This is a genomic window from Tellurirhabdus bombi (assembly GCF_021484805.1).
Taxonomy (GTDB): Bacteria; Bacteroidota; Bacteroidia; order Cytophagales; family Spirosomataceae; genus Tellurirhabdus; species Tellurirhabdus bombi.
Window position 1 is genome coordinate 2,165,303 of the sequence record NZ_CP090557.1, and the last position, 22,581, is coordinate 2,187,883.

Here is a 22,581-nt window from a genome sequence, read left to right on the forward strand (position 1 = left end):
GGCTTAAATCTTTCTTATCTGATGGTTCGAAATTATATCCGGGTAGCTTTCCGAAATCTCTGGCGCAATAAGCTGTATTCCACGCTGAATATGGGCGGCTTGGCGTTGGGCATGGCCGTCAGTATGCTTATGCTGCTCTACGTCGTCCATGAGCACAGCTACGACCGGTTCCACCCGCAGGCTAACCAGACGGTACAGCTGACAATGCAGAAAGAATATGGCGGCATGAAGATGAGTTCTCTGCAATTATCGTTCTCTACAGCTGACCGCATCCGCCAGCAAGTGCCGCAGGTGGAGGCAATGACCCGGCTGATTTCCAGCGACTGGCAGGGTAAGGACGTGCTTCGGGCAGACGATAAACAATTCTACGTCAAAGACCTGCATTACGCAGAGCCGTCTTTTTTTGATTTTTTTGCCTTTTCCATGAAGCAGGGCGACGGCCGGAAAGCCCTCGCTCAGCCGGGAACTGTTATTTTAACCGAATCCCTGGCCCGGAAATTCTTTGGCCAGACTGACCCGATGGGGAAGACGCTCGTCTTCAACAAAGAGCATAAGCTGACGGTCGCCGGGGTAATGGCTGATTTGCCTTCCAACACCATTTTTCGCTTTCCGGCCTTGATTTCAGCCAACAGTTTTAGCCGCTTTGCCCCCGCCTGGAAGCTGGAATCAGGGCCTACGGGCGAAACGTTTTTTCGGCTGAGAGACCAGACGGATTATAAACGGACGGAAACTTTTATCAATAAGCACATCGCCTTAACGGAAGAAAAGAACGTCAAGGCAACCTGTTATTTGAGTCCGCTGACGGAGCTGCACCTGGGTAATTCGAATGCGGATTCAAACAGTACCACCTACGTTAAAACCTTTTTCTGGATTGGGTTAGGCGTTCTGCTGCTGGCCTTAATCAACTACATGAACCTGACAACCGCCCGCTCCACGCTACGAGCCAAGGAGGTCGGTATGCGAAAAGTGTTAGGTGGCAACCGGGTGGAACTGGCCCGTCAGTTTTTTCTCGAATCGGCGCTGGTGAGTGGACTGGCATTCGGGTTGGGAATCGTGCTAACAGTGCTTTTGAAGGACACATTCTTACGGCTGATTGATGCTCGATTGGACACTGCTTTTTTACAAAGTCCATATTTTTTGCTGACGCTTTTGGGTATTCTGCTGGCCAGTATTCTGGTGTCGGGGAGCTACCCGGCCCTGCTGCTATCGCAGTTCGCGCCGATGGAAGTACTGAAAGGGCGTTTTTCGCAGAGTGGTGGTTTCAACGTCCGGCGGGTGCTGGTGGTGTTTCAGTTTGTTGTTTCTACGACGTTGATCTTCTGTGCCATCGTGGCCCAGCGCCAGATTCAGCACATGCAAAAGAAAGACCTGGGACTGACGGTTGAGCAGGTAATGGGGATTTCGCTGAACAGTTCGCTTAGTACTCACTACGACAGCTTCCGGCAGGAAGTCCGGCGACAAAGCGGGGTCGAGGAGATTGGAACCAGCGCCATGGCGGTTTATAACAGTGGGTTTAATATCTGGTCAGTCAAAACGCCAAAAATGAAAGACCCCACGACACTGATGGGTCTGAACGTGGATAGTCAGTTTGTACAAGCGCTTCAACTGCGTTGGAAAGTAGCGCCCAGCCGGATGTCCGTGGGTGAAGTATTTATCAACGCAACGGCGGCCAAAGAACTGGGCATCGCCAAAAATCCCATTGGACAAGTACTCAATGTGGGCGATATGCACAAAGAAGTGCGCGGCGTGGTGGACGATTTTCACCTGACGTCCGTGAAAGATCAGATTGCTCCCATGCTGCTGATGGTAGGCGCGGACACCAGCCGCAGCTTTGCCGATTATAACGGAACGTTGTACGTGCGCTTTGCCAAAGGCACCGATATACAACGGCAGATGAAACAAGTGGAGCAGATTTTTCAGAAATATGCCCCTGACTCGCCGTTTGACTATTATTTTCTGGATGATGCCTTCAACCAGTTGTTCAAAACCGAGCAGCAATTGTCTCACGTGTTGAACCTCTTTACCGGAACCGCCATCTTTATTGCCTGCCTGGGCTTATTTGGATTGGCCGCTTTCTCGGCTGAACGGCGGACGAAAGAAATTGGCATTCGGAAAGTGCTGGGTGCCTCCGTGAGCAGTATTGTTCGCATGCTATCGAAAGAATTTGTCGGATTGGTGATCGTTGCGCTGGTTATTGCTTCGCCGATTGCCTGGTATCTAATGAATCAATGGCTGTCGGATTTTGCCTATAAAATTGAGATTAACGGATGGATTTTCGCTTTGGTAAGCCTGCTCGCCGTGGGTATTGCCCTGCTGACGGTTAGTTTTCAGAGTATTAAAGCCGCGCTGACAGATCCGGTTAAATCATTACGAACCGAATAAACAACAAAACGATGAAACTCCTTTTTACTTCACTGATTATGGGCACCAGTTTGGTAGCCTTAGCGCAGGATAATTCGATCAGCCGAAGCATCAGCGATAACGGAAAAACGCTGTCTATTCGCGTGAAAGGGACCCAGAACGGAAAAAATTATGATTATGACCGAAGCTTTGACGTGTCTAATCTGGATAAAGCGGCGAGGAACGACCTAAGTAACCGCATTCTTGACTCCTTAGGCCTTGAAAAACTCAGCGTTCCTAGTCCACCCAGCGCTCCCAGCGCCCCATCTGCCCCTAAGGTTTCCGTCCAAAGCGCAAGTACGCAAAAGCGTAACAGTGCCGACGGCCAAAATCCGTTCTCCAAAGAAGTGAGCTACTCCTCCAGCTCAGGGGAGTTGTTGCTGCGCTATAAATTCAAAAGAGACGGAAAAGACGTGCTTTTTGAACGCACCATCGATGCCCGCAACAAATCGGAGCAGGAGCGGCAGCAGCTGATTAGCGAAGTTGAAAAAGAAATTGGCGTTCCGGCAAAAAAGAATTGACGTTCTAAGCAGGCTTAACAAGGAAAGGAATGCTAACGAACTACATCAAAATCGCCTTTCGGAATCTGCTGCGCTATCGGGCGTTCAGTTTCATTAATATCGTTGGAGTAGCCATTGGACTAGCTTGTTTTCTGCTCATTGCGCTGTACGTCCGCGACGAGGTTAGCTACGACCGTTCGCATGCCAAAGCCGACCGCATTTATCGCCTGACCCGGACGTTTATTAACCCGGCGGATGGGTCAACTTCGCTCAAACTCGCCGCTGTGGCCCCACCGTTTGGCCCGTTGATTAAAGAAGATTTTCCGGAAGTTCAGGAGGTTGTTCGGATACAGGAAAATAGTGGTCTGCTGAAATACGGCGAACATTCGTACAACGAGGACGGCATGTTTGTGGCAGAGGCAAACCTCTTCAAAGTCTTTGATTTTAAGCTGTTGCGTGGAAATCCGGCCAGGGCGCTGGTCGCTCCGTTTTCGATCCTGTTTTCCCGGCCAATGGCCGAAAAGTATTTCGGAAAACAAGACCCGATCGGCAAAATCGTGCGACTGGACAATACGCTGGACTTTACCGTAACGGGTGTTTTTGAGCCGCTGCCCACCCAGTCGCATTTTCACCCCCAGTTTCTACTTTCTTTTTCAAGCCTAAACGACAACCGGCTTTACGGGGCAGAAGGACTGCGCTCTAACTGGGGAAATAACAGTTTTCCGACTTACCTGCTGTTAGCGCCAAACGCTAATCCAGACAAAATTGCGGCCGCCTTTTCGGCTTTTCAGGACCGGCACTTACCTATTTATCAGGAAACTAAACCGTCGAAGTTTTCGCTTTTGGCGCTTCAGAAGTTAACCGATATTCACCTGAAATCGCATACCGACGCCGAAATTGAGCCTGCTGGCGATATTCAATACGTCTATTTATTTTCGGCCATTGGCTTGTTTATCCTGCTGATTGCCTGCATCAATTACATGAATCTGGCTACCGCTCGTTCTGCTTCCCGCGCGAAAGAAGTAGGCTTGCGGAAGGTAGTCGGGGCAGTTCGGTCGCAGTTAATCGGGCAGTTTCTGAGCGAATCGATGGTGCTGGTTACGCTGGCCTTGCTGTTGGCAGTCGCTTTGGTAAGAATTGGATTACCGCATCTGAATGCTTTTGTGGGCAAAGAACTCAGTATGTCAACCTTATGGGAGCCAACTTTTCTGCTGCTGATTCTGGGCGCAACGTTGCTGACGGGCCTGCTAGCGGGCAGTTACCCGGCCTTTTTCCTCACTTCGTTTCAGCCCGTTCGTACGTTGAAAGGTAAGCTGCTGACCTCCCTGAAAGGCGGGCGTTTGCGGCAGACGCTGGTGGTTGCGCAGTTTGCCATTGCGGTCGTATTGATGATTAGTACGGCGGTGGTTTACAACCAGATGAAGTACGTTCAGGATTATAAATTAGGCTATCAGAAAGACCAGATTGTGCTGCTGCGCACCATTGATGACACAACCGTGAATGCCGAAGCCTTTAAGCAGGAGCTAAAGCGCAATTCAGCGGTGGTTGAAGTGGGGCGTTCGTCGCGGATTCCGTCGGGGCGGCTGCTGGATTCGTGGGATTCGTACGTGATGAAAGGCGACAGCCTGGTTCCTACCCGGATGGGCCTGAAATCGCTTTCGGTAGACCACGAGTTTATCCCGACCTACGGAATGGAGCTGGCGGCGGGCCGGAATTTCTCCCGGGCTTACACGACAGACGATACGGCGGCCTTTATCCTCAACGAAACGGCGGTGCGCGAATTAGGCTGGAAAAGTCCGCAGGAAGCCATTGGCAAGGCGTTTGGTTACGGATCGCGTCGGGGCCAGGTGGTGGGCGTAACAAAAGATTTTCATTTCGAGTCGCTGCACCAGGCGTTGGTACCGGTCGTAATGCTTCTGAATGCGGGGCAAAGTCGCTGGTTATCCATTCATGTGGCACCGGGTAGCCTGCAAAATGGCCTGACGCATATCGAAAATACCTGGAAAAAATATTACCCCGAGCGTCCTTATTCCTATGAATTTCTGGACCAGCGCTTCGGACGGCTTTACGTGCGGGAGCAAACCCAACAGACGCTATTCGGCATTTTTGCGGGCATCGCTATCCTGATTTCCTGCCTCGGTTTGTTCGGTCTGTCCATGTTCATGGCCGAGCAACGCACGAAGGAAATTGGCGTTCGGAAGGTGCTGGGGGCGTCGGTATCGAGTCTGGTTATTTTGTTTTCCAGAGACTTTCTAAAACTGGTCGTGATTGCCCTGCTGCTTGCTTCGCCGCTGGCCTGGTACATCATGAACCATTGGCTGACAAGTTTTGCCTACCGAACCAGCATTCATTGGAGCGTTTTTGCCGTGGCTGGTATGGCCGCGCTGCTGATTGCTTTGTTAACCATTAGTTTCCAGAGTATTAAAGCCGCCTTGATGAATCCGGTGAAGAGCCTGAGAGCGGAATAAATGAATGCAATACGAACATCAGTAACGAGATAGAAATGTTGTTTACCTATTGTAAAATCGCGCTGCGGCGGTTGATGAAACAAAAGTTATACACGTTCATCAACGTATTTGGCCTTAGTTTAGGGCTGGCGGCCTGCGGCTTGATTGCGCTTTATATTTTTGAAGAATGGCGGGTTGACCGGTTTCACGAAAAAGGCAACCGGATTTACCGCGTCGTAACGACCAATGTTGAAGAAGGCCAGTCCACGGTGGCGGCCAATTCGGTGGGGCGTCCCTTGGCCAAAGCCATTAAAGAAGAAGTTCCTGAAGTAGAGGCCGTCGTGCCGGTGCGCCAGGCAAACTACCCCATTAAGCACGATAACCAGTATTTCTTCGACAAGGAATTATTCGTAGGGGCCGATTTCCTGACCACGTTTACCTTTCCGCTGCTGGAAGGCGATCCTAAAACGGCCCTGCGCGATCCTTATACGCTGGTTCTAACAGAAAGCACCGCCCGGAAGTATTTCGGCACCCGTTCGGCCCTCGGTAAGATGCTGATGCTGAATGATACGCTACCGTTTAAGGTCACCGGCGTGATGGCCGACCCGCAACCTTCGCACCTGAATTTCCAGGTATTGCTCTCGATGGCAACCAATTACGCCATTAACGGCACATCGAATGATGCGTGGTTTACTTGGGATGAATATTGCTATGTGCTGCTACCCGAAGCGGCGAATCGAGTGCTGGCGGAGAAAAAGATTGCGGCTTTACCGATGAAATACAACGGGCCGGAATACCGGGGCAACGGCATGCAGGTGGGCCAATCGCTGGAGCTGTTGCCGACTATCTACCTGAACTCGCAGGGAGCAGGCGACGCTGGGGCGGGCAACCGGGTGGCTAGCAGCGCGAAGCAGCTTTATTTGCTGGGCGCTATTGGCCTTTTTTTACTGCTGTTAGCCTGCATCAACTTCGTGAACCTGACAACCGCCCGCCAGGGTGAACGGGCGAAAGAAGTAGGGGTTCGCAAAGCCATTGGGGCGGCCTATTCAGGTTTGGTAGGGCAGTTTATTGGTGAATCGCTGCTGCTGGCTTTTCTGGCTGGCTTATTGGCTATTTTGTTTATAATTGGGCTATTGCCACTCCTAAACGAATTAACCGAAAGAAATATTTCAGCAGGCATTTTAGCGCAGCCGCTGACAATCCTGCTTGGATTGGGTTTTTTGTTGCTAACGGGTTTGCTGGCGGGCTGGTATCCGGCTTTGCTGCTGGCGCGATTCCGACCGGTTGATACCATGAAGGGGCTGACGGTAACGGCAAAAGGCGCGTGGCTACGGCGTGGTTTGGTGGTGTTTCAGTTTTGTATTTCCTTGGTCTTGATTATCAGTACGCTGGTTGTGGTGCGGCAGTTGCGGTTTATGCAAAGCCAAAGTCTCGGTTTTGACAAAGAGCGGGTATTAACCATCGAGCTACGCAAGCTGCCCCGCGTGGATTTTATCGAGCATTACGAAACCATCAAGCAACAGCTTGCTGCGTTGCCAAATGTACAGCTAACGACGGGTGTTTCGGCGTTGCCGGGACGGGATGGCTGGAATGGCCAGATCGTTTACCCCGAAGGTCGTCCCCGCGAACAGGCATTTTCGCTGGAAGTCATCCCGGTGGATCACGATTATGTGAAGACGCTGGGCTTGACCATTCGGCAGGGGCGTAATTTTTCAAAAGCGCACCCGACCGATGCCGGACATGCCGTGTTGCTCAACGAAGCCGCCTGCAAAGCGATGGGCTGGCAACCGGCCGAGGCCGTTGGCAAACGCATCGAGACGGCGGGTCTGGAAAACGGGGAAGTTGTTGGTGTTGTCGCCGATTTTCACCAGCACGGTTTACAAAATAAAATCAAGCCTATTCTAACCTTCATAACTCCCGCTTATACCTACCGTTATCTGGCAGTTCGGCTGGGAATGGGCGACTTGCAGGCGTCGATTGAGCGGCTGGGTAAGTTCTGGCAAAACCGTTTTCCGGGGTATGAGTTTAACTATTATTTTCTGGATGAGGACTTTAACCGGCAATACCAGACCGAGCGCCGCTTGTCTACCTTGTCCGGTGTATTCGCGGGAATCGCCATTTTGATTGCCTGTCTGGGCTTATTTGCGCTGACCATTTTCACGGCCGAGCAGCGCACCAAAGAAATTGGTATTCGCAAGGTATTGGGCGCATCGGTGGTCAGTATCGTTCGTTTACTGTCAAAAGATTTTCTGAAACTGGTGGTCTTGGGAGTAATCATCGCCTCGCCAATCGCCTGGTGGGCCATGAGCCACTGGTTGCAGGATTTTGCGTATCGCATTGAGGTAGAGTGGTGGATCTTTGCGGTAGCGGGGCTACTGGCCATCGGTATTGCGTTGTTAACGGTTAGTTTCCAGAGCATTAAAGCCGCCCTGAAAAATCCGGTGAAGAGCTTAAAAACAGAATAATTCTTAACCTTTGCGTCTATGGCACACATCGCCGTTCCAATTCCAACCTTGCCAGGCAAGCAGGAAATCGAAATTGAAGTGACAATCAACGGGAAAAAACAGGAGCTACACTACCGCATTGAGCTTTTCTACTGGGAGGATTGCCAGATGCCCAACATCGACCGGGTTGAATGCATCCGGCAGGTCTTGGCGCATTACGACCAGGACTGGACGCTCTATTACATTGGTGCGCCCACGGAAGAATTTGTGCCGATTACCTTCGTTAAAAAAGATGATTTACGGAAACAGCGAAGTTTGATGCTGGGTGGAGCTACTTCCTACTGAATCTGGAAATTCAGCCAGTTGATGGCACAAACTGACCTGTGTGCAGGCTGCGTCTTAAGCGATGCAGCCTTTTTATTGCCTGGAGGCGCTGTCTGAAACCGTACAGAGTCTGTCCGTAATCGGACAAAACGCTTTATTTTTAATCTGCAAAGGGTTGATAAACAGCATGTAGTGAGGATTGGCACATTATTCGTTCGGGATTTGGAATAATCTTTCTCGGAAACCTCATGCTTCGTAATTACTTCAAAACAGCCTGGCGCGGATTGCTCAACAGTAAAGGATACTCATCGATCAATATTGGTGGATTGGCTATTGCGCTGGGAATTGGCATTTTGCTGCTTTGGTGGGTAAAAGATGAACTCAGCTTTGATCGTTTTCACACCCATAGCGACCGGATTTACCGCGTCAACGGCGGCTTTGGGTCGGGGGAGTCGCAGCAGTTTGGGGGCCAAATTGTGGCACCCATAGCGTCCTATGCCCGGCAGAATATTCCGAGTGTAGAGGAGGCCGTGCGGATTGTTGGTAGCTATGACATGTCGCCCTTTAAAGTAAAAGATAAAACCCTGGTTGAAGAGCAGGCGGTGTATGTCGATCCGGCTTTTTTTACCTTTTTCGATTTTAAATGGGTAAAGGGAAATCCCAAGCGACCGTTTCCCGACCTGCAATCAGTTGTCTTAACAGAATCAGCCGCTTTACGGTATTTTGGGCAAACCGAAGCCGTTGGAAAGGTGCTGTATTCCGTACCTAAAAAACAGAACTACGTCGTCAGCGGCATCATTCATGACTTTCCGGATAATTCCAGCATCAAGAGCAAGATGCTGTTTCCGCTGGAAATTGTCGCTAAAGCCTATCAGCCGAATGACTATTGGAAATCGATGGACTCCGATTGGGGTAACTGGTACGCCCAAACCTTCTTTCGGATCAATCCAAGTGCCGATCTGGATCGAATTGCGAAAACCCTCAATGATGTTCATCACGCTAGCAATAAGTATGATCAAGTGACGGTATACCGGCTGCAACCGCTGAAAGACATTCACTTATACCGAGCCGACGGTACGCCGGGAGCCATGCAGGAAGTCAAGATGATGGGCATTGTCGCGTTGGTTCTTCTCGCCATTGGCTGTATCAACTACGTCAATCTGGCCACGGCGCGGGCCACGCAACGGGCCCGGGAAGTAAGCGTTCGGAAAGTGGTGGGCGCGGGTCGCCAGCACCTCATTGGGCAGTTTCTGGCCGAGTCGCTCCTGATTTTCGTCGTTGCGCTGGTGCTAGCCATTGGATTAATCAAAGGGCTGGAGTCAACCTATCAGGAACTGACCGGCAAAACACAGCCATTTTCGCTCGCTGACCCGCAGGTGTGGCTGGTACTGGTTGGATCATTGCTTTTCACGCTGGCCGTTGCAGGTATTTATCCGGCTTTAGTCTTGTCGTCGTTTGAGCCGCTGAAAGTGCTGCGCGGGAAAATGGCAACGGGTGGCAAAGGCGTAACATTCCGGCAAACGCTGGTTATTGTCCAGTTTGCCTTTTCGACGGCTTTAATTGTGGGTACGCTCATTATTGGCAACCAGTTGCGGTTTTTGCGGGAACGAGATCTGGGCTATGACCGCGAAAATACCTTTGCTTTCTGGATGACCGATGAGATGTCGAAGCACTATGATGCCGTGAAAAACGAACTGTTGCGGAAGCCGGGGATTCGTAGTGTAACGGCTTCCAATAATAATCTGCTGAGCATCGGCAATTCTACCGGCGATACAGACTGGGACGGAAAGCCGAAAAACAGCATGTTCCTCGTGAGCCGGATGCGGGTCGAAAAAGATTTCATCTCCACCTTTGGCCTGAAGATGGCGTATGGTGAGACATTCACTGGCACGCCCGCCGACTCCATGCACTACATCCTGAACGAAACGGCCGTCAAAAATGCGGGGATCAAAAATCCGATTGGCAAGAGCTTTACGCTGGGACAGACGAAAGGCACGATCATTGGCGTAATCAAGGACTTTCATTTTGCTTCCTTGCGCCAGAAAGTAGAGCCTGCCGTTTTCTTCTACCGGAACAGCACCGATTTTAGTCGAATTTACATCAAAACGACGGGCCGCGAGGCATCCCAGGCCGTGGCCGCCGCCGAAAAACTCTGGAAGCAATACAGCCCGGATTACCCGTTCGAATACCAGTTTATGGACATGCAGTACAACGAAATGTATAAATCGGAGCAGCGGACAGGTAAACTGTTCAACTTCTTTGCGGGCATCACCATCCTGGTGTCCTGCTTGGGCTTGTTCGGACTGGCTACTTTCACGGCCCAGCAGCGGACCAAGGAAATTGGCATTCGGAAAGTATTGGGTGCTTCGGTGACGGGCATTGTGGCTCTGCTTTCGAAAGACTTCCTGAAGCTGGTGCTCATCGGAATTGTCATTGCTTCGCCCATCGCGTGGTGGATGATGAACCAATGGCTGGCTGACTTTGCCTACAAAATTGATGTGGAGTGGTGGGTATTCGTTTTAGCGGGTGTGCTTGCTATTCTGATTGCCTTTTTTACCATCAGCTTCCAGAGTATCAAAGCGGCGCTGATGAATCCGGTGAAGAGCTTAAAAACCGAATAAGCTGCGGCTAGGCTGCCCCGACTGTTTCCAAACAACTAGACAACAAGCTTTTGAACTGTAAACATGCTAACGAACTATCTTAAAATCGCCGTACGCAACCTGCTGCGAAGTAAATCGTTCTCCGCGATCAACATGCTGGGTTTGTCCGTTGGCATGACGTGTTGCCTGTTGCTCCTGCTTTATATTCGCAGCGAACTTTCCTTCGACAAGCACCATCGGCAGGCCGAAAGTTTGTACCTAGTAGACAGTCGGGCTGTTTCGAAAGACGCCAAGCAGGAAGAGTTTCCCATGCTGTCGGCTCCGTACGCGGCGGCGCTCCAGACCGAATTTCCGGAAATTGAAAAGACAACCCGTTTATGGAGCAATCTGATTGAAGATAAAGCCTTGTTTCAGGTGCGGGAGGCGGGAAAACCGGTGCAGTCTTTCTACGAAACCCGAGGCTATCAGGTTGATTCAACGTTTTTTGATCTGTTTACCTACGAGTTTCTGGAAGGAAATCCGCAAACCGCCCTGCGCGAACCGAATGCCCTTGTTTTGTCGGAAGAGGTAGCGCACAAGCTCTTTGCAGGTGCACCCGCCCTGAACCGAATCATCACCATTGGCGGGGTGACGGGCTCCGGCGAAAACTTCAAAGTAAGCGGTGTCTACCGGGATGAAAGCGCCCGTTCGCACATTGATGCGCGTTATTTTCTAACCTTGAAAGCAGGTTGGATAGGTAGTTTTCTGCGGGAGCAAAAACAGAATTTCAGCAGCAATAACATGTTCTGCACGTATCTGCGCCTGCGCCCCGGCACGGATATTAACCAGCTCGCCAAGAAGTTGCCCGCCTTTATGGACAAGTACGCGGGTAAGGACCTGAAGCAAGCCGGTTTTAACAAAGAATTGAATTTTGTTCCGGTGGCTGATTTGCACCTGCACAGCTCGCTCCGGTCGGTGGTAACGCCCACCAATAGCATTACTTATCTGTACATTCTGGGCTCTATTGCCATTTTTACCTTGTTGATTGCCTGCATTAACTTCATGAATCTGTCAACCGCCCGGTCGGCCAAGCGGGCGGCGGAAGTCGGGATTCGGAAAGTGATGGGGGCCGAACGCAGTTCCTTAATCGGGCAGTTTCTCGGCGAATCAATGGTGCTATCCTTGCTAGCGCTGGGCGTTGCTCTGGTCTTGATGATTTTGTTGCTTCCGGTATTTAACCAGCTGACCAGCAAGGAGCTAGCCGCTTCTGAACTACTCGATCCGCAAATTATACTGGCTTTTCTAGGTCTTGCCTTGCTAACGGGGTTACTGGCAGGGAGCTACCCGGCGTTTTTCCTGTCCATGTTCAATCCGGCTCATGTGCTGAAAGGTAAATTCTCCAACAGCATTTCGGCGGTTGCCCTACGCCGGGGACTGGTGGTTTTCCAGTTTGTGATTTCGGTTGGGTTGGTGCTGGCTACCTTCGTGATTCAGGAGCAGATGCGTTTTTTGCGAGATAAATCGCTGGGTTTCACCAAAGACCAACAGATTGTGGTTCCCTTCCGAAGCAACGAGGGGCGCAATGGCTATACGGCTTTTCGAAACGAGATCCTGCAAAACAACCAAATTATTGCGGCATCCGGTACGCAGTATTACCCCGGTATCATCAATCCCAGCGACTTCAGTTTGTACCGCCCGGACCAGACCGTCAACGACATAAAAAGTGTCAAAACCAATTGGGTGGATTTTGATTACCTGCAAACGATGGGCTTTCAGCTAGCGGCGGGGCGGTTGTTTTCCCGCCAGTTTCCGGGCGACACCAACAACCGAATGATTGTTAACGAAGCCTTGCTGCGTAAGTTTCAGATTCCCCTTCAGAAGGCCATCGGACAACAATTAAATTTTGATTGGGAAGGCAAAACCCACCAATACGAAATAGCGGGTGTGCTGAAAGATTTTCACTTCGAAAGTTTACACCAGGCCATTCAGCCGTATGCTTTCATGCTCAACAGCCGGCCCAATTTTAATTACATCATTGTTCATGTGAATACGAAAGACATGGCCAATGTGCTAAGTTTTATGGAGCAGAAGTGGAAAACCTTGCGGTCCGATGAGCCGTTTGAATACACGTTCCTGAACGAAGATTTTCAGAAAAACTACCAGGCTGAAACCCGTACGTCGCGGATTGTTCAGACTTTTACCATCATCTCTATCCTGATTTCCTGCCTTGGTCTGTTTGGCCTGGCGGCCTTTGCGGCGCAGCAACGCACCAAGGAAATCGGCGTCCGCAAAGTGCTGGGCGCATCGATCGCGAATATCGTGCTTCTGTTGTCGAAAGATTTTCTAAAGCTGGTTCTGATCGCCATCGTTATCGCTTCGCCGCTGGCCTGGTATGCCATGAACAACTGGTTGCAGGCGTTTGCCTACCGAACTGAAATTCCGTGGTGGATTTTTGTGCTGACGGCCAGTCTGGCTGTGCTGATTGCGTTCGTTACGGTAAGTTTCCAAAGTATCAAGGCAGCCATGATGAATCCGGTCAAAAGCCTTAAAACGGAATAACTCGTTATGATCCAAAACTATCTTAAGATTGCCTGGAGAAATCTGATCAAGCACCCCACAACCACCGGCATTCACCTGCTGGGCTTAACGCTGGGTTTGACGACCTGCCTGCTGATTGTACTTTTCATCCAGAATGAGTGGAGCTTTGACCGGCATCATCAACAGGGCGAACGCATCTACCGCGTGAACACGATCAATACCACTGGCGACGATGTGGAAAAGACCGGGGTTACGCCGTATCCGCTGGGGGCAGCTTTAAGACAGGATTTTCCCGATTGGTCAAAGATTGTCAGTGTGCATACCGAAGAAGACGCGCCCGTCTTTATTTCATCGGACAAAATTCTGCGGGAAAAAAAGGTGTTGTTTGCCGAGCCGTCTTATCTGGATGTGTTTGGGATCGAGATGGTCGCCGGGAACGGACGCGCTACGTTAACGCAGCCCAATCAGGTTATTTTGAGCGAAAGCACGGCCCGCAAGTTTTTTGGTAACGCATCAGCCATCGGCAAGACCATCCGGTTGGGAACTACCTCAACCATGCAGGTGACGGGCATCATGCGGGATATGCCAACGCAATCCAGTCTGGGGGCGGGAATGTTGGTTTCGTACGCTTCGCTGAAAAAATATTTTCAGATGGACATTGATCAGTGGGGCCTGGAATCGGGAGGAAGCGTTTTTGCGCTACTGCCCGAAGGTAATTCCCCCGATCAATATGCGGGTCGGTTGCGGCAGGCTATCCAAAAGTATTTCTCGAAAGAGGATGCCGAAACCCGCGAATTTGTCCTGCAACCCCTGCACGATATTCACTTCAATTCCGATTTCAAGGGAACCCGATTCGAGCCAGCCATTGCCCCAACGTACCTTTATGTGTTTGGTGCTGTCGGCCTATTTGTGCTGCTAATTGCCTGCGTGAATTTCATCAACATGTCAACGGCCCGCGCCATGACCCGCGCTAAAGAAGTGGGTGTCCGCAAGGTTATTGGTGCTACGCGGAGCCAGCTGGTTGGGCAGTTTCTGAGTGAAGCGTTTTGGCTGGCTGGAATTTCGGCCCTGCTTGCGCTGGTCCTGACGCATCAGCTGCTTCCGCTGGTAAACGAGTTTATGCAGAAACAGATCCACTTTCAGTGGGTACAGGTAGGAATACTCATGCTGACGCTGGCATTGCTGACGTCGGTTGCGGCGGGGCTGTATCCGGCCGCTTTCATGGCTCGTTTTAAACCCATTCGGGCGCTGAAAACCGGCGGGGAACAGGGGCGAGGCAGCCAAACCTGGTTACGGCAGGGGCTGGTTGTCTTTCAGTTTTCCATCTCGCTGATTCTGGCGGTGGGGGTCGTCGTTCTTTACCAGCAAATGAATTATTTCCGGCAGAAAGATTTGGGTTTCAAGCGGGAAGCCCTGGTGGTCGTTTCGCTCCCTGAGCCTAAAAATTTGTCCGTGCTAAACCAGTCGTTGCGGGAAATTCCGGGTGTTGAGAAGGTATCTTTCGCGCTGGGTGCCCCCACTTCGCAAAATAATTTCGGCACGACCATGCGGCCCGATCCGTCCAATCCGAACAAGAAAATTCCGATTGCGCTCAAACTGGCTGATGCTGATTACCTCAAAACCTACGGATTAAAACTGCTGGCGGGGCGCTTTTTTGAGCATCGGGATACACTGTCCATTGCCAGCACTGTTCCGGAAGAGAAGCAGAAATATGCCTTTGTCGTGAACGAACGGACGGTTAAAGCCCTTGGTTTTTCGAAGCCTGAACAGGTTTTAGGGCGTAAAATCCGGGTGGAAGTCAATGACATTGATGCAGAAATTATTGGGGTCGTTAAAGATTTTCACACCAGCTCGCTGCGCGACCCGATTGGGCCGATGGTGATGATGAATTTCCCGAATTTTTACTATACCGTTGGTCTTAAATTAAAAACCAACGACTACGCGACGACGTTAGCGGCGGTTGAGCGGAGCTGGCAGCGCGTTTTTCCTAATTCGCTGTTTGAGGCTAAATTCTTGGACAACACGCTTCAGGAATTATACGACAATGAACAGCGTCAATTTACGTTGTTGCGGATTTCAGCCGGGCTGGCCCTGGTGATCTGCTGTCTGGGTTTGTGGGGATTGGCGACGTTTACCATCGAACGGCGGACGAAAGAAATTGGCGTGCGGAAGGTGCTGGGTGCCTCCACGACGGGCATTGTGGTGCTGATTTCGCGGGATTTTCTTAAACTCGTTCTGGTTGCCTTTATCGTTGCTTCGCCCGTTGCCTGGTACCTGATGGATAGCTGGTTAGCAAGCTTTAGTTACCGCATTTCCATCGAATGGTGGGTGTTTGCGCTGGTGGGTGTTGTGGCCCTTGGCATTGCCTTTTTAACGGTAAGTTTCCAGAGTATCAAGGCAGCGTTCATGAATCCGGTGAAAAGCCTGAAAACGGAATAATCATGCTGCAAAACTATTTTAAAATTGCCTGGCGGAATTTATGGCGTAATAGGCTATATACGAGCCTAAACATCGGTGGGCTGGCTATTGGGCTGGCCGCCTGTTTGCTGATGGCGTTGTATGTCGATCATGAGTTTTCGTACGACGGTTTCCATGCGAATGCCGACCGGATTGTGCGGATAACCTCCGAAATGAAAACGCCCGAAGCACCCCTGACGCTGGCTTCCAGCCCGGTTCCTCTGGCAACGATGCTCAAACAGGATTATCCAGAGGTAGAAACCGCCGTGCGGCTAACGCCTTTTGAAGCGGTGGTGCGGCACGAAGAGAAGTTGATCAAAGAGCCTGATATTTATTACGCTGATAAAGACGTATTTGCGGTTTTTTCATATCCGTTTCTGGTAGGAAATCCAGCGACAGCTTTGGCCAACCCCAACAGCGTGGTGCTGACGGAGCGGTTTGCCAAAAAGTATTTTGGAAAGACGGATGTGTTGGGCCAGACCATCGAGTTCGCTAAACAGCCCTATCAGGTTACGGGCGTGATGGCCGACGCACCCAGCAATACCGATCTCCCCGTGAACGCCCTGTTGTGGCGAGAGTTCAAGGGAGTGCGTTCGTGGGTGGAAGATGACTTTCCATGTTATACCTACGTGCTTTTCCGGGAACAGCCTAACCTGCCAGAATTTAGCAAAAAGCTACGGCAAATCGCCGACAAATACGCCAATCCAGAACTAAAGAAGATGGGCGCAGAAGGCTATTCCCTTACATTTCCGGTGGAATTGCTGAAGGATGTGCATTACAGCCAGGGCAAAATGGCCGATACGCCCAAAGGCAACCGGCAGTATGGGTATCTGTTTGCGTTTCTGGCCGTTTTTGTGCTGGCCATTGCCTTACTAAACTACATCAATCTCCTGACTGCCAAGGCCGCCGAACGGGCAAAAGAGGTTGGCGTGCGGAAGGCCAACGGTGCGCAGCGGGGCCAGCTAATCCGCCAATTTTTGCTCGAATCGGCCTTGTTAAGTGGGATTGCCATCATCGGGGCTGTGGTTTTGATGGAAACGGTCATTCCCTTCTTCAACGAATTACTGACTATCAGGCTCTATATTTCGTGGGCCGGGGGGCTGCCACTGCTTGCTCTTTCGTGGGTGTTGATTACGCTGCTGGGGGGGCTATATCCGGCTTTTGTGCTATCAAGTTATCGTCCGGTTGACGTGTTGAAAGGCCGGTTTGGTGGGTACGGCAAGGGAGCCTGGCTGCGAAAGTCAATTATTGTGTTCCAGTTTGTTTTGTCGGTGGGGATGATCGTCGGCGTACTGGTCATCCGGCGGCAGATGGACTATTTGCAGACCTACGACTTAGGGCTTCGTAAAGAACAGGTACTGAGCCTTTATTTGCCCGACGATTCGACGGCACGGGCGGGTGCTCCGGCGCTGGCTGATAAGCTGAAAAGTCGCAACGAAATCGGTGAAGTGAGCCTTGGGACAGGTTTGCAGGTAGGAAGTTTATTGCCCATGGCCTCCACCACCATTCTTTCGAACGGAAAGAAGCGCGAGCTGATGAGCAATTACCTGTCTATTGATGACCAATTTCTACCGCTTTTAGGCATTAGACTGAAAGAGGGCCGCAACTTATCGGCGGCTTCAAAAACCGATCTGAATGGCAGTTTTCTGGTGAACGAAGCTTTTATCAGGATGGCTGGCTGGAAAGAAGGCGTGGGGCAATCCATGGATGGGTTTGGTCACAAAGGAAAGGTGGTTGGCGTGGTCAAAAACTTTCATTATCGCTCGTTGCATAATCCGGTTGAGCCGTTAGTCCTGATTTACAATACGTTCCCGGCCAATAACCTGATTTTGAAACTGAAGCCGGAAGACCTGCCGATTGTCCAGAATCTCTGGAAAGCGCATTACCCCAATTATCCGTTTGATTATAAGTTTCTGGAAGAATCACTTGCCGCGCAGTACCGCAAAGAGCACATCATGACCGCTGTTTTCAACGGCTTTGCGGCCCTGACCATCGTGGTTTCCTGCCTGGGACTGTTTGCGCTGACGACCTTCACCACGGAGCGGCGGACCAAAGAAATTGGCATTCGGAAAGTGCTGGGTGCTTCGGTTGTGAGCATCGTGGCGTTGCTGTCGAAAGATTTTCTAATTCTAATTCTTATCGCCATCTTTATTGCCTCGCCGCTGGCCTGGTATGCCATGGATCAATGGTTGCAGAGCTTCAGTTATCGGATTACTATTTCGGGGTGGATTTTTGCGCTGGCTGGTAGCCTGGCTCTCTTCACGGCACTTTTAACGGTAAGTTTTCAGTCGCTAAAAGCAGCGTTTATGAATCCGGTTCGGTCTTTAAAGAATGAATAAGAGTCTGTCCAAAATACTCCTAACAAGATCATGAAAACACTACTTACTTTTTTACTGGCCGGACTTAGTTTCGGCGTACTGGCGCAACGCTCGGTCATGCACAAGGAGGTGGACGACAATGGCAAGCGGCTTCGGATTCGCGTTGACATGGAACAGGGCGACAAGTCGCTGCATTTCAAGCAGGACTACGACGTTCGGGGAATGACGCCGGAGCAAAAGGCCCGCATTGAAGCTTTTGTGATGGATTCGCTGGGTCTTTCGAACCAGAGCAAGGCACAAGTTTACGTGCAGGGCAGAGCCGAGGGTTGGGGCCAGGCGGCCAGAAACTACGAAAAAGTAGCGCGGCAAAGTGATGGCTGGGGGAGTAATCAATCGGCGATCCGAACGAACGGAGCTACGAGTCAGGGCTGGGGCGAAGCCAGACCCACTTACGCTTCAGCAAAGCCCGAAATGGAGCAGGTTATGGGCCGGATTCCGTATTCGAAGATGATCAAAGAAGACAAAGAAAATAAGCGTCTCTGGATGCATTTTGAGTATAAATTAGACGGTGAGGATAAGGTTTTTGAGCGGACTATCAACCTGGAAGGCAAAACCGAGCGGGAAAAGAAACGGCTCATCGAAGAAACTGAGCGTAGCTTGGGGCTGTCCGTGGCGCAGTAACTTAATTAACGTTTTTTAACGGCCTGCTTGGCCAAAGAGCGTCTATCTTTAGGAGCGTTCAAGACGAACATTCATAAAGGTAGACGCTCGCTTTATGTTACAGAATTACTTCAAAATTGCCTGGCGGAATTTAACGACGCACTGGAGCTATACGTCGCTGAATATCATTGGCTTGGCTGCTGGTATGGCAGGCGGATTGCTCATCTTTTTGTTTCTGCGTCATCATCTCAGTACGGACCGGCATCATGCCAAATTTGACCGGATTTTCCGGGTAGTAACGGACCTGCGCCTGGATGATGGTTCTGTAGAACACTATCCAGAAGCGCCTTTGCCGATGGCGAAGACCCTCCGCACCGACTACCCGCAGGTGGAGCAGGCGGCTTACTTGAAGATGAACCGCGAGCTGACTGTTAGTCTCAAACGACCCGGCCAAACGGCACCCACCCGATTTCTGGAACATAAAAGCACCGCCCTGGTAGAGCCAAAACTATTTGATATTCTGGATTATCGCTGGCTACGGGGCAATCCGGCCACGGCGCTCCGCGAGCCAAACAGCGTTGTTTTGACTGAATCGTGGGCACGACGGTATTTTGGTAATACTGATCCAATGGGGCAAACGCTGAATTTAAACCACCTGACCGACGCCAAAGTGACTGGCATTCTGGCCGATCCGCCCAAAACGACCGACCTTGACATTCAGTTGTTTATCTCCATAAAAACCCTGCCCATCCTGATTCCCGACTATGAGTTAGACAGCTGGTGGGGACTTAGCTCCACCGACCGGGTATACGTAACACTCAAAAATCCGGCTTCGGTTGGAGCGATGCAGGCGGCCATTCCCGCCCTGCTGAAAAGACAGTTTGGCGACATGGCGCGCTATTACCAGTTTCAGTTTCAGCCACTTGCCGACGTCCACTTCGACGTTCAGCGCGTGGTGGGTGGGGCCACGGCCATCCGGCCATCGTTGCTCTGGTCGCTGGGTTTGATTGGCTTATTTCTGGTGCTGACGGCCTGCATCAATTTCATCAATCTGACCACCGTTCAGGCATTGCGTCGGAGTAAGGAGGTAGGCATTCGCAAGACGCTCGGCAGCACGCGGGGACAATTGATTCGGCAATTTTTTATAGAAACAACGCTCATTGTCTTAGTGGCCACCGTTCTGGCACTTTTAATGGTGAAAGTAAGCTTGCCTTTATTCAACCAGTGGTTAACGATAAATTTGGGTCTAGGCCTTGAAAGTCAAGTAATTGGCTTTTTTTGTTTGCTGGTTGGATTGGTAATCGTGCTGGCGGGCGCTTATCCCGCCGCCGTGTTGTCGGGTTTTAGCCCCTGGGCCGCTTTGAAAGGGAAGCTGCCCGCCAAGGCAAGCGGTGGTTACTCCCTGCGCCAATCCCTGATTGTGGTGCAATTTGTTATCTGTCAGGCCCTGATTGTTGGGGCGCTAGTGGTAGCCACGCAGGTACGTTATCTGCGAACTGCCGAAATTGGTTTCAACAAGGACAATGTAGTGATGGTAACTTTGCCCAATACCCAAAAGGCGGCTCGGGAAACGTTCAAAAATAGCCTGTTGGCTTATCCAGAGATCAAATCGATTAGTGCCAGCTACCGGCCTCCTTCGGCCCAGGTCATGAACGGAGGGTCTTTTAAACTGGGCAACAAGGCCGAGTGGGAAGCTTTTCCGGTGCGGGAGCGTTTGGCCGATGCCGACTACCTGACTACCTACGGATTAAAACTGGTGGCAGGCCGCAACATCACGCCGAGCGACACGATTCGGGAGTATCTGGTTAACGAAGCTTTTCTAAAGAAAATAGGTATTCAGGATCCAAACAAAGTGCTGGGGACGAAAATGCAATACCACCTTTCGCCCGTTGCTGCGCCTATTGTGGGGGTCGTAAAAGACTTCCACCAGCGCTCGTTGCACGAAGAAATTGCACCTTGTATCATTGCCAGCCACGCGGCCATGTTCCAGCGGGTAGGGATTCGGGTGACGGGGCAAAATCCGTCGCAGACCATCCAGCGCATTCGAACGACCTGGGAGCAGCTGTATCCCGATGAAGTCTTTGAATATGAGTACTTAGACAAGCAGTTAGCGCAATTTTATGAAGCAGAAAACTTGCTGTTTCGCCTGGTAAACACGTTTGCCGGTATTGCCATCCTGATCTGTTGCCTCGGGTTATACGGGCTTATTTCCTTCATTGTCGTGCAGCGGACCAAAGAAATTGGCATTCGGAAAGTGCTGGGTGCTTCGGCGGCGGGCATTGTGGCCTTGCTTTCCCGAGATTTCCTCAAACTGGTGGTAATTGCTATAGCCATTGCCTCACCCATCGCGTGGTGGACGATGAGGCAATGGCTACAGGAATTTGCCTATAAAATTGACCTGGCTTGGTGGATGTTCGCGCTGTCTGGTTTGTTGGCAGTGTGTATTGCGCTGGCAACCGTCAGTGTCAAAAGCATCAAAGCAGCCCGCATGAATCCAGTGCAGAGTTTACGGGCTGATTAAGAGGCTATTTAGCCAAACCAGCTTCGGCCAGTAAAAGCAGCAAAATCTGTTGTAGACCCAAATGACCCTTGTCATTTAACCACCATTCTTGCAGCGAGTGGGCTCCACCCGCTTTGCCACCGCTGCCGATGGTAACGGCGGGAACGCCCAGCGAAATAGGAATATTGGCGTTTGTCGAACTAACATCCAGGGCTGGCGAACCGCCGAGATAAGTCGAAGCGGCGGCGGCGCGTTGCACCAAAGGCAGCGTTGCGGCAATGGTACCCGATGGCCGGTCACCAATCTTTTTCACGTCTACCGTCAGGTCCGGACCGGAGCGTTTGAGGCCGTTTTCTTCTTTCAACGCTTTTTGAACGGCGGCTTGCAGCAGCGCGTCGATGCCGTTGAGCCGTTCCGGGCTTTCGGAGCGCATGTCGATTTCCATCCACGATTCATACGGAATGGCGTTGACCGAGGTGCCGCCGCCAATGACGCTCACGCTGTAGGTGGTGCGGATTCCCTGGCGGGTGAATTTGTCAGCTTCGGCGGTGAAATAATAAATGGCTTTTCCCAGCGCACTGTGCGGATTTACGATGCCGAAGGCTCCGTAAGAGTGCCCGCCCGGTCCTTTAAAGGTGATCCGATACCGATGAGACCCCAGTCCACGGTGAACAATTTCATCAATTCCCGAGCCGTCTACGCCAATGTACGAATCAACTTTAGGCCCGCCTTTGCGGAAAAGGTGCTTCATGCCGCGCAGGTCGCCGAGACCTTCTTCGCCTACCGTGCCCACAAAAAGCACATCGGCATCCGTCTCGATTTTGGCTTTCTCCATGCCCTTGAGCACGGCAACGAGCGAAACCAGGCCGCGCGTGTCATCGCCCACACCGGGAGCGTACAAGGTGTCGCCTTTTTGCTTGACTTTCACGTCGGTACCTTCTGGGAAAACGGTGTCGAGGTGGGCTTCAACCATCACGGTTTTCTTGCCGGTGCGCCCCTTGCGCTTGGCAATCACGTTGCTGACCTCATCAATCCAGACCGAATCGGCACCCGCCTCTTTCAGCATCTCCGCGTATTTTTTCGCCCGAACCTGCTCTTTGAAGGGCGGCGCGGGAATTTCGGTGAGCATAATCAGGTCTTGTTTGGTCTGGGGTTCCAGTTCCATAAAGGTCTGGAACGCCGCCTTAACCGCCGGTCGGGTGGCCAGTGTCTTGATCTCAGCTTCGTAGCGTTTGTCGATGGTGGGCTTGGGCGCCGTCTCCTGGGCACGAAGCGAGGGCGTTGCCCCAGCCATCAGAAGCAAGCCAAGCGCCAATGTAAATCGATAATTCATAATAGTTGTGAAATGTAAATAATCAAGCTTTAACGAACCTGCTTTTCCATCGGCTAAAATACTGGAAAGTAACCAAGGAAG

Annotated in this window: 12 protein-coding genes; 11 read left to right on the plus strand and 1 reads right to left on the minus strand. The window is 51.3% G+C overall.

Features of this window, described 5'->3' with window-relative positions; translation table 11 throughout:
• The first annotated feature begins 21 nt into the window (after positions 1-21).
• From L0Y31_RS09255 to L0Y31_RS09305, 11 genes are all read left to right on the plus strand, one after another.
• Positions 22-2,382: an ABC transporter permease gene (locus L0Y31_RS09255; protein WP_234736841.1), complete on the plus strand. Its 2,361-nt coding sequence runs from the start codon at positions 22-24 to the stop codon at positions 2,380-2,382.
• Between the two features lie 11 nt (positions 2,383-2,393).
• Positions 2,394-2,921: a hypothetical protein gene (locus L0Y31_RS09260; RefSeq protein WP_234736842.1), complete on the plus strand. Its 528-nt coding sequence runs from the start codon at positions 2,394-2,396 to the stop codon at positions 2,919-2,921.
• Positions 2,922-2,950: 29 nt separating this feature from the next.
• Positions 2,951-5,368, plus strand: coding sequence for an ABC transporter permease (locus tag L0Y31_RS09265; RefSeq protein ID WP_234736843.1), 2,418 nt, complete (start codon positions 2,951-2,953; stop codon positions 5,366-5,368).
• A gap of 74 nt (positions 5,369-5,442) precedes the next feature.
• The gene (locus L0Y31_RS09270) at positions 5,443-7,812 is read left to right on the plus strand and encodes an ABC transporter permease (RefSeq protein WP_234736844.1); all 2,370 of its coding nucleotides are present in this window, start codon (positions 5,443-5,445) and stop codon (positions 7,810-7,812) included.
• A gap of 18 nt (positions 7,813-7,830) precedes the next feature.
• Positions 7,831-8,136, plus strand: coding sequence for a hypothetical protein (locus tag L0Y31_RS09275; RefSeq protein ID WP_234736845.1), 306 nt, complete (start codon positions 7,831-7,833; stop codon positions 8,134-8,136).
• 227 nt (positions 8,137-8,363) lie between these two features.
• Complete coding sequence (locus L0Y31_RS09280; RefSeq protein WP_234736846.1) at positions 8,364-10,736, plus strand: ABC transporter permease; 2,373 nt, start codon at positions 8,364-8,366, stop codon at positions 10,734-10,736.
• A 63-nt stretch (positions 10,737-10,799) separates the two neighbouring features.
• Positions 10,800-13,253 (plus strand): ABC transporter permease, encoded by a 2,454-nt coding sequence (locus L0Y31_RS09285; protein WP_234736847.1) that lies wholly within the window; start codon positions 10,800-10,802, stop codon positions 13,251-13,253.
• Between the two features lie 6 nt (positions 13,254-13,259).
• Positions 13,260-15,671, plus strand: a complete 2,412-nt coding sequence (locus tag L0Y31_RS09290; RefSeq protein WP_234736848.1) for an ABC transporter permease — start codon at positions 13,260-13,262, stop codon at positions 15,669-15,671.
• A 2-nt stretch (positions 15,672-15,673) separates the two neighbouring features.
• Positions 15,674-18,028 (plus strand): ABC transporter permease, encoded by a 2,355-nt coding sequence (locus L0Y31_RS09295; RefSeq protein WP_234736849.1) that lies wholly within the window; start codon positions 15,674-15,676, stop codon positions 18,026-18,028.
• Positions 18,029-18,058: 30 nt separating this feature from the next.
• Complete coding sequence (locus tag L0Y31_RS09300) at positions 18,059-18,688, plus strand: hypothetical protein (RefSeq protein WP_234736850.1); 630 nt, start codon at positions 18,059-18,061, stop codon at positions 18,686-18,688.
• Positions 18,689-18,782: 94 nt separating this feature from the next.
• Complete coding sequence (locus tag L0Y31_RS09305; protein WP_234736851.1) at positions 18,783-21,188, plus strand: ABC transporter permease; 2,406 nt, start codon at positions 18,783-18,785, stop codon at positions 21,186-21,188.
• 4 nt (positions 21,189-21,192) lie between these two features.
• Here the strand turns inward: L0Y31_RS09305 and L0Y31_RS09310 are convergent, their stop codons facing one another.
• Positions 21,193-22,500, minus strand: a complete 1,308-nt coding sequence (locus L0Y31_RS09310; protein ID WP_407084069.1) for a M20/M25/M40 family metallo-hydrolase — start codon at positions 22,498-22,500, stop codon at positions 21,193-21,195.
• Positions 22,501-22,581: the final 81 nt, after the last annotated feature.